9 protein-coding genes are annotated in these 14,826 nt (G+C 43.9%); 8 read left to right on the forward strand and 1 reads right to left on the reverse strand.

The genetic code is table 11. The annotated features are described in order from the left end of the window. The first annotated feature begins 112 nt into the window (after positions 1-112). The 7 genes from M1P97_RS18205 to M1P97_RS18235 are packed head-to-tail and all read left to right on the forward strand — an operon-like array spanning position 113 to position 8,358. Positions 113-475: a BlaI/MecI/CopY family transcriptional regulator gene (locus tag M1P97_RS18205; protein WP_195373373.1), complete on the forward strand. Its 363-nt coding sequence runs from the start codon at positions 113-115 to the stop codon at positions 473-475. A gap of 21 nt (positions 476-496) precedes the next feature. Beyond that, a complete protein-coding gene (locus M1P97_RS18210; protein ID WP_249389813.1) occupies positions 497-2,503 on the forward strand; it encodes a M56 family metallopeptidase in 2,007 nt (668 codons plus the stop codon). 21 nt (positions 2,504-2,524) lie between these two features. Further along, on the forward strand, positions 2,525-4,045 hold the full coding sequence (locus M1P97_RS18215) for a tetratricopeptide repeat protein (protein ID WP_249389814.1): 1,521 nt from the start codon (positions 2,525-2,527) through the stop codon (positions 4,043-4,045). A 35-nt stretch (positions 4,046-4,080) separates the two neighbouring features. Continuing rightward, positions 4,081-5,316, forward strand: a complete 1,236-nt coding sequence (locus tag M1P97_RS18220; RefSeq protein ID WP_249389815.1) for a TlpA family protein disulfide reductase — start codon at positions 4,081-4,083, stop codon at positions 5,314-5,316. A 25-nt stretch (positions 5,317-5,341) separates the two neighbouring features. After that, positions 5,342-6,538: a 6-bladed beta-propeller gene (locus tag M1P97_RS18225; protein WP_249389816.1), complete on the forward strand. Its 1,197-nt coding sequence runs from the start codon at positions 5,342-5,344 to the stop codon at positions 6,536-6,538. Between the two features lie 37 nt (positions 6,539-6,575). After that, positions 6,576-7,787, forward strand: a complete 1,212-nt coding sequence (locus M1P97_RS18230; RefSeq protein WP_249389817.1) for a 6-bladed beta-propeller — start codon at positions 6,576-6,578, stop codon at positions 7,785-7,787. A 1-nt stretch (position 7,788) separates the two neighbouring features. Continuing rightward, complete coding sequence (locus tag M1P97_RS18235; protein ID WP_249389818.1) at positions 7,789-8,358, forward strand: hypothetical protein; 570 nt, start codon at positions 7,789-7,791, stop codon at positions 8,356-8,358. Positions 8,359-8,468: 110 nt separating this feature from the next. Here the strand turns inward: M1P97_RS18235 and M1P97_RS18240 are convergent, their stop codons facing one another. Beyond that, positions 8,469-12,494 (reverse strand): glycoside hydrolase family 2 TIM barrel-domain containing protein, encoded by a 4,026-nt coding sequence (locus tag M1P97_RS18240; RefSeq protein WP_249389819.1) that lies wholly within the window; start codon positions 12,492-12,494, stop codon positions 8,469-8,471. A 95-nt stretch (positions 12,495-12,589) separates the two neighbouring features. On the opposite strand from M1P97_RS18240, the gene M1P97_RS18245 reads away from it, so the two are divergent. Next, positions 12,590-14,803, forward strand: coding sequence for a patatin-like phospholipase family protein (locus M1P97_RS18245; protein WP_195373380.1), 2,214 nt, complete (start codon positions 12,590-12,592; stop codon positions 14,801-14,803). The last annotated feature ends 23 nt before the right edge of the window (positions 14,804-14,826 follow it).

Raw genomic sequence — 14,826 nt, forward strand, 5'->3', positions numbered from 1 at the left:
TAGGTGCGTGATCGTTTTTGGAAATTTTCTTTAATACTTATTAACTTCTTATCTGTTGTATGTATACGATATTTTCGTAGATTTGCGATATAATCGTAAATAAATAAGAATCATGGAAAAATTGACAATGCAGGAAGAAGAAGTAATGCGCTGGATATGGCAGATTGGTCCTTGTTTCGTTAAAGATATACTGGCGAAGTATCCGGACCCGAAGCCCCCTTACACCACGCTTGCTTCTATCGTGAAAAATCTGGAACGTAAAAAGTATGTGAAGAACAAACGCTATGGTAATACGTACGAATATACTCCGCTGATACTGGAGAGTGAATATAAACGTACCTTTATGAGCGGTGTTGTTCGTAACTACTTTGAAGACTCGTATAAAGAGATGGTTTCCTTCTTCGCCAAAGAGCAGAAGATCTCTACGGATGATCTGAAAGATATCATCGATCTGATAGAAAAAGGAAAAGAATAAACCTTTTAACACCTTATTACCATGACACCGGAATTTGCCTACTTTCTGAAGGTGAATGTAGCCTTTGTACTCTTTTATGCCTTCTATCGTTTGCTCTTTTATAAGGACACGTTCTTTAAGTTGCGCCGTATCTCCCTTCTTGCTTTCTTTGGCTTGGCGCTGTTTTACCCCTTACTTAATATACAGGAATGGGTGAAAGAACAGGAGCCGATGACGGAAGTGATACAGATGTATTCGGCCATCCTGCCGGAAATCACTGTAACACCCGAGGTGGTGGTGAAGACCGACTGGAAGGGCATCCTGCTTTCGGCAAGTTCCTATTTTTACTGGGGTGTCATGGCTCTTCTTTTAGTCCGTTTTCTGGTTCAGTTCGGCAGTATCCTGCTACTGGCCTATAACAGCCAACGGACAGTTATACATGGCGTGCCGGTCTACCGGCTCAGTAAACCCGCCGGACCCTTTTCGTTCTTCCAAATGATATTTATACATCCGGAAAGCCATTCGGATAAAGAGATAGATGAGATACTTACACACGAATGTACACACGTATTCCAATGGCATTCGGTAGATGTGATGATTTGCGAGCTGATTACCGTTATATGTTGGGTGAACCCCTTTGCGTGGCTTCTGAAACGTGAAGTACGCCATAATCTGGAATACCTGGCGGACAATACCGTTATCCAATCCGGATACGACAGCAAGAGCTATCAGTATCACCTGTTAGGCCTTGCCCATCATTATCAGGCTGCAGCAACATTATATAATAGTTTTAACGTATTACATCTAAAAAACAGAATCAGTATGATGAATAAAAAGAGAACCCACGGGATCGGAAGAACAAAATACCTGATATTCATTCCTCTTGCGGCATTCCTGATGCTGCTTAGCAACATCGAGGCGGTTGCCCGTATCACAGGGAAAATTGCATCCGATGCCGTTGCCGAAGTGAAGGAAGCTACCGAGTTCAATATCGCTTCGGGAGACGTCGTAAAGGTGAAAGGTCAGGTGATAGACGATTTTAACGGACCGGTTATCGGTGCGAACGTGATAGTAAAAGGAACCAACATCGGGACAATAACGGACTTGGATGGAAAATTTGTTCTGGAGACGACGAAAAATGCAGTTCTTGTATTCTCATTTCCGGGGACGAAGTCAAAGGAAGTGGCAGTGAAAGATGTATTGGGAGATTTGAAGGTACAGTTGTATTCGGATGGAACAGCTTCCAGACCGCAGTCGCAACCTCAGTCAACTACTCCGCAGAGATCGTCGAATACACCACAAATAGTGTCGGATCAGGTGTTTACCGTAGTGGAAGTGATGCCTGAATATCCGGGTGGACAAGGGGAATTGTTGAAATATCTGGCAAAGAGTGTTAAATATCCGGTGATTGCCCAGGAAAATGGTATCCAGGGGCGTGTAACGGCTTCATTTATTGTGGAAAAGGATGGCTCCATCCGTGATATCGAGGTGATCCGGGGTGTCGATCCGTCACTCGATAAAGAAGCAGTCAGGGTACTTTCGGGAATGCCGAACTGGACCCCCGGAAAACAAAGAGGACAAGACGTGGCTGTTAAATATACAGTACCCGTTACCTTCCGCCTGCAAAGAGCGGATGGTACTAGTCCTGTTCCGAATGATGATAATGATAACGAAGGCATCATGGTAGTGGGATATGGTAGCAGTAATTCAGACAATCAGTCAAACTCCTCCAATCAGGTCTTTACAATGGTAGAAAAGATGCCGGGCTTTCCTGGCGGACAGAGTGCTCTTATCAGTTTCCTGTCGAAAACGATACAATATCCGAAAGAAGCTCAGGAAAAAGGAATTCAGGGAGTGGTGGTCTGTTCGTTTATAGTAGAAAAGGATGGTTCGTTTAGTGATGTTGCGGTTATTCGGGGACTTGATCCTGCATTAGATAAGGAAGCTTTACGTGTCATCGGTGAAATGCCGAAGTGGACACCGGGTACTCAGCGTGGACAAGCAGTGAGAGTAAAATACACTGTTCCTCTTACTTTCAGATTACAGTAATTACAAAACATAGTAAAGCTGATGATGCATAAATATACTGTTTTACTTCTTCTCGGTGTCCTGTCCCTTATGGGGCAGGCACAGAGTTTATCGCTTCAGGAACTGGTAAACAAAAAGCAGTTTGCGAAGGTGATAGCCCGGGCCGATAGTCTTACAGCGGCAGATTCTGCCGACTATGTTACTATGTCGGCTATCGGCCAGGCTTATGAAGGCATGCTCCGGTATAAGGAGGCATACCAATGTTTCCGGCATTGTCTGTCGATGGATACGACCAATGTGGATGCATTGAATGCAGTTGCCCGTGCAGCCATTAATTTTGGAAAAATAACAGAGGCGAAGCGTTGTTTCCAGAAAGTACTGGAATCGGATACGCTGAACTTTTATGCCAATAATCAGTTAGCCCGTCTTTATTATCAGTTAGGCGATTACGGGCAGTCGATGGAATATTACCATACGCTTGCTTCCTTCGAAAGTGATAATCCTTCCATTCTTGCCGGCCTTGCCGATTGCCATATAAAAAAAGGAACCGGTCCGAATACTTTGATCGCTCTTTCCTTGTATGGACGTGCTTTGGAAATAAATCCAGAGAATATCCGTGTGGCTTCTTCCCTGATAAATACCTTGCTTCGGATGGGAGATGGAAAGGGGGCTTTACAGATATGCGATACGGCTTTGTTCTATAATCCGGATAATCGTCAGATACGACAGAGTCAGGGGATGGCTTTGTATATGACGAAGAATTATCTTAAAGCGGATACGGTCTATACCGGTTTACTGGCCGAAGGCGATTCTTCTTTCCTTAACCTCAAATATGCAGGAGCCGCCCGCTATATGTCGGGCCATGCGCTGGATGCTGTCGAGCCCTTAGGGTTTGCTTATGACATTGATTCTACTGATGTGGAAACTGTTCTTCTTTACGGTGCTTCATTAGGTAAGACATACGATCGGCAACGGGCTTATCAGCTATTCGATCAAGCGGAAGAATGTATGAAACCGAAGTCCTTCTTTGTCAATTTATTGACAACTTTCAGAGGGAGTACGTTAGAACGCGACGGTCGTTTCAAAGAAGCGGAAAAGTTGTATTATGAGGCCTGGAAGAAAGATCCGACGCAACTGAATTTCCTGTATGAGATCAGTAAGAATTATTGGGGAATAGAAGCTGGCCTGTTTGAGGATGAGGTGAAATTGCAGAAGACACTTTTCAGTAAGTATATCTACCTGACCGAATATATTAATCGGAATGAATCGGCCAAAGGACTTCATAGTTATCGTTTTTTCCTGGAAGACTTGTATCAGGAAGCTTTTTTCCGTAGTGTCAGCGAGTTGACGATGTTGGCTCCGGATGGGAAAAAGAGCAAACTCTCATTGATCGACTTACGTTCTCTGATTAACAGCTTGCCCGAACCTCCTGAAATAGAAAAGCAACATCATGAACAGATGCGTGCTGCCATGAAGAAACGGGAACAGCAAAAGATTGCTTCGAAGGATTCGGCCAACGACTTTAATGCCGGGAGAAAAGCAGCCCGGGGAACTCTCGAATAAGAGAAACAGTCTGAATAACCTAAATAAGAATAAATATGGGAAAACGGATTGGGATGGCGGGTATATGGCTACTTGCCCTTATCCTTTGCATACCTTGTGAAGGGCAAAAGAAAAAGATGGATGCCGGTACGGCAGAGTACCTGAAAAAGGTATGGGAGAAGTTGGATAAAATTAATTCGGCTACCTATTATGAAGATGTTAAAGCATGGGAACCGGGTGATACGATCCCGATATATTCTGTGCGTCAGTTCCGTAAAGAATATACGAATCTACGGGATACAGCTATCGGAAGCAGTTATGTTATACTGGAAGGAACGGATACTACCTGTTTCAAGGGTGGATATAATGGAGAAGTACGGGCTGTAATCTATCCTGAAGACGAGGAGATTGTTATTGATGATTTTACAAGTAGAAATTTGCCATTCAGGCTTGTTTCACCTCCCTTTTTTAATTATACCAAAAGTATTGTCAACTATATCCTGCAGACGGCCGATAGTGTATCGACCGATTTGAAAGAGTTCGACGATTACCGTTATTTGAAACTGGTTATCCATGAGGACAGGCAGGTTGAGTTTTTCGGAAAGGCTTATTATATTCCCAAGCCTCCGTTCGATTTGGGAGATCCTACTTCTGTCTATGAGTTATGGCTCAGTAAATCAGATGACTTACCTTATAAATATCGTAGGGAAATGTCGCATAGCATTTCTTCTTCAAACTGTGTGGATGCGGAATTAAATAATATATCAATCTCCGATTTCGACTTGTTCAGCTATTTTCCGAAAGGCTATGAGATCAGGCGATGTGGGGAAGAGAGGGACACGACGCGAAAGTCTGATCTCGTTGGTAAGAAAACGCCGGATTGGGCATTGAAAGACGCTAATGAGAAGACTGTCTCGTTGTCTGATTTTGACAGAAGCAAAGTTTTGCTCATTCAGTTGACGGGAATCGGTTGTGGACCGTGCATGGCATCTATCCCCTTTCTGAATAAGTTGAAACAGAATTACAAGACGGAAGATGTCGATGTGGTTGCCATAGAAACATGGGGGCGGAAAGGACATGCCCTTCAGAATTATGTAGGCAAGCATAAAATAGGGTATACTTTCTTAGCTGCCGACGATGATGTCGTCGAGGCTTTTCAAACAGGAAGGGCACTCCCTTTCTTTTTCATCCTCGATGGTCAGCGGATAATCAGAAAAGTCATACAGGGGTATAGTACGGATACAACGGATGAGGAGATTATTGGCATTATCAATGAATTACTATCGAAATAAGCGGGATAATTAATCAGATACGGTTATGAATAAGATCTATATATCTTTTATATTTTCTGCTGGTTTGCTCCTGGCGGCTTGTGGTGGAAAAAAATCCGGTGAACAAGCTCTTTCGGAAACAGTATTTGATCCGGAATATCCAGTAACGATCGCTTTTGCGAAAGGTATTGATACGGAAAAGGAAGTTCTGTTAAGCGAGATAGCCAAAGAGGTAAAGATCGTGCCGTTGGAAACGAAGCCGGAATGCCTGGTGGCTAAGGTGAGTAAAGGAATGATACAAATGGTGGATCATAACTTGTTTATTCCTTGTAGCGAAGGATTATTGCAGTTTACGGATGACGGGAAATTTGTCCGTTCAGTGGCCAAACGGGGACAAGGACCGGGTGAATACGCCATTATACGATTTATTGCAGTAAACGACAAACTGAAACAGGTTTATCTGATGGATAACGGAAAGGTCCTTATCTATTCTGTCGATGGAAAGTATGTGGGGGAAAACAGAATACCTTTCTGCTGGCAATTCACCTTATTGGGCGATAGCACCTATGTCGGTTATATCTATAATAATACGGGACAAAAGAAAGATCGGCTTCTCCTGGTTAATCAAGAAGGGGAGACGTTTAAGTCTTATCCGCAGTACGACCAGTTCACGATAGCCAACGGTCTGAATTACTATCTGTGGGGAAGCTACGACCGTTATGTATATTCTTTTAAAGAGGAAGCCTGTTGTAAAGAATACTATAATGATACTGTCTTTACTGTTACACCGCAGGAACTTCAACCCCGGTATATCCTGGATATGGGAAAGTATAAGATACCGAAAGAAAAGCGTTTCGAAGTGCTGGAAGGAAACTGGACTGTCTATTCCGAACCGGCACAAGCTTATTTGCGACCGGGCTTCCTTGAAACTACCAGTTGGGTATTCCTCCCTTATACTTCCTGGGACGTAACCAATAAAGGTGAACTTCCCCGGTTGGCCATGTATGACAAAAAGAAGGGTGACTGTTACAAGGTAAAGGATAACCGGATTAAAAACGATATGGAGGGTGGTTTGCCCTTCTATCCGGAAGCCCGTATTGCAGATGATATATTGCTTTATTATCTGGAAGTATCCGAAGTGTTGGAATTGGCAGAAGAAGATCCTTCTGTTATGGAATATGAGCAATTAAAGAATCTGAAAGAGGATGACAATCCTGTTTTGATGATTGTTTATTTAAAATGAACAGGAATCGTTTAGTAATCACTTAAATATATACGGAATGGATCGATTTGAAATTTTATCAATAGTAATTATTACCTCTTTCCTGTTTTCCTGCGGAGGAAAGAAGGCGGAGAAACCTGCAGAAGAAGTAGAGGTATTGCCGGCAGTTCCAGTATATCCGATGACTGTTCCGTTTGAAACCGGTATAGAGACAGAGCGCGAAGTATTACTGAGTGAAATTGCTGATTCTGTAAAATATATACCGTTAGAGACGAATGATAAATGTCTGATCAGGGCTTTAAAAGACGCGAACATCTTGAAGACAGATAAGTATTTCTTTCTGCCGTGGGTCGAAACTTTATTTCAGTATACCACGGATGGTAAATTTGTCCGTAAGATCGGGCGCAAAGGAAGTGGTCCTGGTGAGTTTGTCTGGATCTCTCAAATAGATGTCGACGAAAAAAAAGGACTGGTTTTTATGATGACAACCTCTCAACGGATTAATGTTTATGATATGGAGTCGGGAAAGTTCCTTCGGTCAATGAAAAGTCCGGATATTGAATCGGGTGATTTCTCCATGCTGAATGATACGACATCGGTTACATTTGTACGTAACACAAACGGGAAAAGAAAGACTCGTATTTATATTTCTGATATCAAAGGGGATACGTTGAAAACTTTCCCGCGATCAGATTTGTTTGAACTCAATAGCCAGTATTCATGGATGATGAGCAGTTCCACAGACCGCTATATGTTCCGATATGAAAATATGGTTTGCTGTAAGGATTATTACAATGATACTTTATTTATTGTCACAAAGGATTTACTTGAACCGCGTTATATATTTCAAATGGGAAAATATTCTTTACCTATTGAATGTCGTTTTGAATATCTGGACGGAGATAATAAACGATACCAGTCGCTTGCTGCTCCTTATATTAGGTATCAGGCAATAGAAACCGATCCTTATTTGTTTATGCCTTATTCAAACTGGGCGGGTGAGAATGCACGCAAACAGCAAATGGCCATGTTTGATAAGAAAACCGGAGATTGTTATAAACTAATCGGTGGTGTTATTAAAAATGATTTGAGCGGAGGATTACCTCTTCGTCCTGTAGCATCATTAGATAGTAAAACTTTATTGTATGTTTGGGAAGTACAGGATATATTCAAAGAAGCCGAAAAGAATCCTGAAATTCTCAATCAGGAGCAACTAAAAGGAATAGGAGAGGATGATAACCCGGTCTTGATGATTGTTTATTTAAAATGAGATGGTAAAATATTTTCAATTGATCGTATTATTCCTGTTAATGATTGGTTGCGACAACAAACAATCGTTTCCAGTTCGTCTTCAATATGAAGAAACTGAATCTCCGGCAAGTATTCAAAAAATAAAGTTATCCGGCGAATTACAAGGACAAACTTATAGGATACGGATGGCTCATTACAAAGAAGGAACTGTATCTTATAAAATATTGAATGCCCCCTCTTATGTAATAAAGGATACAGTTTTATTGATTCATATTGAAGCTGAACCGCTCCATGCACATGAGGTATGTTTTATTGTTGAAGGAGAAAAGCAGGTTAAGGAAAAAGTAGAAGTGGATGATGTTTTACATAGTATTTTATTAGAAATATATCCGACAGACTTTTATCATTCAGATGATACAATCCCTCTAATTGGCTATACAAGTGGTGCTTTACAGGAGGTGATGGTTGATGGGGAGTTAAGATTGGCAGGTAGTTATTGTGACGTCCGTAATGCAAAGTTACCACCTAAGGAATGGCATAACGCGTTCGATATGAAAGAATACATATGGTTTGATCTGATTATTAAGTGAGGTGATGAGGATTGGACCAGCCTTAATATAGATCAAAAAAGAAGAGCGAATAGATTCTAATCGCTCTTCTTTTTAAGTATTATCTGTATAGAATTATACAGATGGATTTTCTATTCACTCAGAACAGTAAGTTCTGCCCCTGTTGCGAAATCCTGTCCGTTCTGTGAACTCAAGGCTGTGAAGCGGATATAACGTCCTTTTACCGGTTTGTCGAAAAGGACTTTCTTTTCATCCTTGTTGTTGGCGAACCGGCCTTTACAAACGGGTTCTCCCCAATTCTTACCATCTGGACTGACCTGGATGGAATATTCCTTGATGTTACCATTGCTGCCATCCTGACGCGGCAGGTAGATAAAGCCTTTGAGTGCTTTTTCTTCACCCGCATCCAAATCTACCCAATGCGGATATTTGGCAACGGTAACAGAATACATACTGTGCCAGATCGTGTTCGGATCACCGTCTACCAGGTTCTTGGCATCACCTCCGTCCACTTCTTCGCTACTGGCATAGATGACCTCCGTTTGTATACTTTCCATTTTATTGAAAGTTTTAGTCGATTTGACCTCCGGGTTATTCTTGAACCAGGCAGTGATCGTTCCACCTTCACGCATCGGGATGGCTTCCGTATATTCTTTCGCTTTCTTGTCTTTACCGATCGTGTAGCAGATAACGGCCTCTTTGTCGATAGACGACAGTTTTACCAAACCTGTACGGCTACGGGTAATAGAGAAAGGAATATCACCTGCGGCTGAAACCTGTGCCACTGCCGAAAGATCTTGCGCTGCCGGGCGGATAATGAAGCCTATGTTATTTTGCCCGGCAAACACACGGTCCTGTACCAATGGGCCACCCTGTCCGCAACTGTTACCTCCCAGACCTGTAACGGCCAGGTCGAGATGCAGATAGGTATCACCGGCTTTCGGTAGTTGGTAAGGATGTCCGGCCAGTGTCAGATCGAGTGCAGAGTATTGTAATGCCGAAGTAGAGAGTCGGTCTGTTGCTACAAAGACAGCTCCTTTACCAGTCTTGTCGGTCAGGGCGCACCAGCGTACGTCTTCGTGGTTGCCCATGTCCTGTGGTTTCGGGAAATTCACAAACTGGTCGGCAACAGTCGATTTATACATTTCGATGAACTGCCCCACTTTACGGTCTGCATAGTTTTCAACAGGGCCACGTCCGTAATAAGTATAGTTTTCATAACGTTGAGGAACTCTCATCATATAACCCAGACGAGGCAGAACCAGACTCGGGTTGTTGGATGTGATACTTGCCTGCAGTTCAATGGAGCCGTCGCGATAGATGGTCCATACCTGGTCGGTAGTAAACTTGAAGTCGTCTTCTCCGAAAACTTTGTCGGTCAGTTCTTCCACACTATTCTTGCCACTGGAAGTTCCTCCCAGTATCTTGGCGGCATTAGGAGCTTGCGATTCTACGGTGTAGAACAGTACGATAGCACCGTCTTTTCTATTAAGAACTTTAGAGGCTGTAGCTCTATGTTTCAGGTTGTGCAGTCCGTTTTCGAACCAACTTCCGTAGAACCAGTTGTCGTTGTTGGTAAAGGCACGAAAAGCATCCAATTTCGGTCCATTACCATCGGCGATGATTGTTTCGTTGTTGTAATTCAAACTGTAGATAGTACCGATCTCGTTGTCGAATTTAATTTCGAAGTTATCTCCCTTGATGGTGGAGAAACGTGGATCAGCCTGTTTGTCGATAGTCAGTTTGCCGGTGGCGGCATTCGCTACTTCATTAATAGCGGGTTTGTCTGTTGCCGCTTTTACAGGAAGTTGTTCTTCCGCCATTACATAGCCTTTATCAGCCCACGGTTTATTTTCGTTCAATAGGAACTGTACCTTGACGAAGTATTCATTTTCGGCTTTCAATTTGCTGTAAGTATAAGGAACGGCCACCTGCACACGCTTACGGGGAGCCACTGTGCCCGGATTCAATGATCCGCTTTCTACCTCTTTCCCGTTTTCGTACAGCGACCATTTTACGGCATAATCAGACAGATCGTTGAAGTAATATTTGTTGAAAATTTCGAAAAGGCCTTTGGAGGCATCGACTTCTGTTACACCGATGTGCTGGTACACCTTCTTTACTTCATAATATTGCGGTTTCGGTTCCAGGTCGCCGAATACGATACCGTTCATAACAAACTGTCCGTCGTTAGGCGTATCACCGAAGTCGCCTCCATAAGCCAGATAACGTTTTCCATCCGGTGTGTAATTATAGAGTGATTGGTCTACCCAGTCCCAGATGGCACCGCCACAGAAGAAGTTGGTCGACTCCATTGCGTCCCAGTAATCGATCAGGTTACCGCAGGCATTACCCATGGAGTGGGCATATTCCGAGATATGGAACGGATACTTGATATCATAATCGCCTTTTACGGCACCACGTACCCAGGAGATAGACGGATACTGGTTAGACCCCATATCTACAATCTTATTGTTTCGTTCGTATTGAACGGGACGTGACAAGTCTGCTTTCTTCAGTGCATTGTAGGCTTCAACGAAGTTCTGTCCCGGACCGGCTTCGTTTCCTAACGACCAGATAACGATAGACGGGTTATTGATGTTCGCATGTACCATTTCCATCACACGTGCCACATGGGCGTCTCTCCATTCTTTCGGATGGGATAAAGAGGCTACACCGTAATAATATTCGTGCGATTCGATATTTGCTTCATCTTCCAGGTAAAGACCGAATTTATTGCATAAATAGTACCAGTACGGATCGTCCGGGTAGTGGGAGTTACGAACGTGGTTGATGTTCGCACGTTTCATCAACATCACTTCATCTTCCATCATCTTACGTGTGATAGCGTGGCCTACGCCCGGATTACTTTCGTGACGGTTGACACCTTTTAGCTTGACGGTCTTGCCGTTTACGTAGTAGTAGCGACCGGCCAGACCGAATTCATCTTCCGAAGCGGGGGTGTCTTTGATCTCTACTTTCCGGAAACCGACAGTGGTGGAGATCGTTTCTACCGTACGGCCTTTTTTATCTTTCAACTCTCCTACCAGGGTGTAACGATAGGGTTGTTCGGCAGACCATTTATTCGGATTTTGTACAGTCAACACAGTTTCGGTTCCTATTTCCTGTCCGGCTGCAACAAGGGCAATGGGGGCAGAGGCCGTGGCATTGTCTACTTTCGTGTTGTCGTCTGAGTAGAGCTTGTTGGCATACAGCGAATAAACGATCGAATAGTTTTTAGCAGCCTTTTTACCCAGGTTACGGATGTCAGCCCGGATATTCAGTGAACCGTTTGTGTAGGTTGCATCCAGGTCGGGAGTCGCTACCAGATCGCGAACGTGTAACTGCGGAACGGCTGTCAACGATACGCTGCGGTAGATACCCGGCAGGCGGAACATATCCTGTGCCTCGAGGAAAGAACCGTCGGAGCTACGATAAACTTCGGCTGCAACGATGTTCGTCCCTTTCACCAGGTAGGGTGTGATATTGAAACTGGCTGTGTTACGTGAATTCTTCGAGAAACCGACGTATTGGCCGTTTATCCAGAGATAGAAGAAAGAGTCGACTCCGTCGAAATTGATAAATACTTCCTTCCCTTCCCAGTCCGTAGGGATAGTGAACTCACGGCGGTAGGAACCTACTTCATTACGGTCTTTGAAGGTGGTCCAGTTTTCCGGCGGAGTGCGCATTACCCCGCCTCGCCAGTCGTCGACAGCCACTTTATGCTGGAAAATAACGGGCTGGTTCACGTAAATAGGAGTTCCGTACTTTTGCGACCCGTCTTTTTGGAGACCGACGATATTCCAGCTGGATGGAACCGGGATATTGTCCCATCCCGATACATCGAAGTTCGTTTGGAAGAAGTCTTTCGGACGTTCTTCCGGCGTACGTACCCAGTTGAATTTCCAATCTCCGTTCAGAGATTGCCAGTAAGCGCTGTTTTCCGGCAATACTTTCCGGGCACTTTCCGGATCTTTAAAAGAGAAAAACCAGGCATGAGGTTGTTCTTTGTTTAGCGCTATGTTTTCGGGTGATTCCCATTCGTCCCCTTTAGGCGCTTGTTCTGAGGCATACTGATAGCCTTTCAATGGATCTACTGTTGCAAAGCTTTGAAAAGTAAAGCTGCATAGTAATAGACATAATGCTAGTTTTTGCATATTGAGTTTTTCTTCTTAAGGTGAGAAATTTGGTCAAATTTAATACAATTTTTGATGTAAACCGATTACATTTGCCGTAAATTAATATTGTGCAGATGAAAAAGTTACTTTGCTTTTTGCTGATGTTACTGGTCGCTTTGCCTTCTCTGACGGCCCAACGAAAGAAAGTCGGGGTCGTGTTGGGTGGCGGAGGAGCAAAAGGAGTAGCTCATATTGGCGTGTTGAGAGTGCTGGAGGAAGCAGGTATCCCGATCGATTATGTGGCGGGAACCAGTATGGGTGCTATTGTAGGCGGATTATATGCGATCGGTTATACTCCGGCTGAGATCGATAGCATGGTGATACATCAGGATTGGACAATGCTTCTGAGTGACCGGGTGACACGTACCAGCCTGTCGTTTCCGGAAAAAGAAAATTCCGAGCGATATATTCTCTCTTTGCCTTTCGGGAAGGAGAAGAAGGACCGTGTGATCAGCGGTATGATCAAAGGCCAGAATTTGCAGAATCTTTTCTCAAACCTCACGATCGGCTACCATGATTCCATTGAATTCAATAATCTCAATATACCGTTTGCCTGCGTAGCGGTAGATGTCGTGGATGGAAAAGATTATGTTTTCCATAAGGGAAGCCTTCCTCTTGCTATGCGTGCGAGTATGGCTATTCCGGCTGTGTTTGCCCCGGTAAGACTGGACAGTATGGTATTGGTTGACGGGGGATTGAATGATAATTTCCCTGTCGATGTCGCATTGAATATGGGGGCTGATATTATTATCGGCGTTGATCTCGGGACCAGCGACCTGAAAGTGTTGGAGGGATTGAATACCCCCGGCGATGTAATCGGCCAGATCATAGCCCTGCATGGTTATGAAAAGTATGCGAAAAATAAAGAAAGGGCCGATTTGTTATTCCGGCCGAATATGACACCTTATAATGCAGCCAGTTTCAGTACGACGGCACTCGATACGCTGATTCGCCGTGGCGAGCAGGAAGCCCGTGGCCGCTGGGATGAGATTATGGCATTGAAAAAGAAGATCGGTATCCCGGAAGATTATCGCCCGGAGGAACATACATTACCCCGTAAGTCATATCCGGTTTTACCTACCGACAGTTTTTATATCCGGCATATCTCTTTTGCCGGTACCGACCCGCGCGATGAGAAGTGGTTGATGCAGATCAGCGGCCTGCGTGAAAATAGTCATATCACCTTGAAAGAGTTGCATAAAGCTATGTCGATCCTGGTCGGTTCAAATGCCTATTCGAATGTAAATTATAAATTGACAGGCGAACAACAACAGGATCTGGTACTGACGGCACAGAAGAAGTCGATCAGTTCGATCAATCTGGGTGTCCGCTTCGATTCGGAAGAGGTGATCGGTGTTTTGCTGAATGCTACCTTAGATTATAGGGCACGCAATCATTCCCGGCTGGCTTTTACCGGACGTGTCGGCGGAAAGATCTCCTATGGACGGCTGGATTATGCGATCGAGCGGAATCCGTTGCGTAATCTGAATCTGGCATATCAGTTTACTTATAATGATCTGGATATTTATCGGAAAGGAGATAAAACCTTTAATACCAGTTATACACATCATCTGGCGGAGTTCGGGTACTCTGATATGAACTGGCTGAACTTCAAGTTCAAGGTGGGCTTACGTTATGAGTATTTCAACTATACTTCCTTTTTGTATACAGGGGATAATAACAACGAGTATGAGGTTAAACCGGAAGGTTTCATCAGTTATTTTGCTCTGGCACATCTGGAGACATTCGATCGCCGTTATTTCCCGACTAAAGGTGTTTCCCTGAAAGCCGATTATTCTTTTTATACGGATAACTTTGTCAGTTATAACGGTCATGCGCCTTTCTCGGCTGTCGGGCTTAATTTCACATCCGTTATTCCCATCACTTCCCATCTGAGTGTGTTGCCGTCTCTTTATGGGCGTGTACTGATAGGAGGCAATCTGGCCTATCCTTTCCTGAATGCAGTGGGTGGAGAGGTTGAAGGAAAATATGTTCCCCACCAATTGCCGTTTGCCGGTATCAACCGGGTGGAGATATTCGACAATGCCATTGCGGTGGCCCGCCTTCATTTTCGGCAACGCATAGCCGGACGAAACTATATTTCGCTGATCGGTAACTATGCCATTCATCATGATGACTTCCTTCACCTGTTAAAAGGGAAAAGCGTTTGGGGCGGTAGCATCGGGTATGCCTATAATAGTATCGCCGGACCGTTGAGTGCCAATTTCAGTATGTCTAATCAGAATACCAGTCTTCAGTTTTATTTGAATCTGGGATTCTCGTTCTGATTTTTATTATACATTTGTTAATC

It is taken from the genome of Parabacteroides leei, assembly GCF_023369805.1.
In the GTDB taxonomy this organism is placed as follows: domain Bacteria; phylum Bacteroidota; class Bacteroidia; order Bacteroidales; family Tannerellaceae; genus Parabacteroides; species Parabacteroides leei.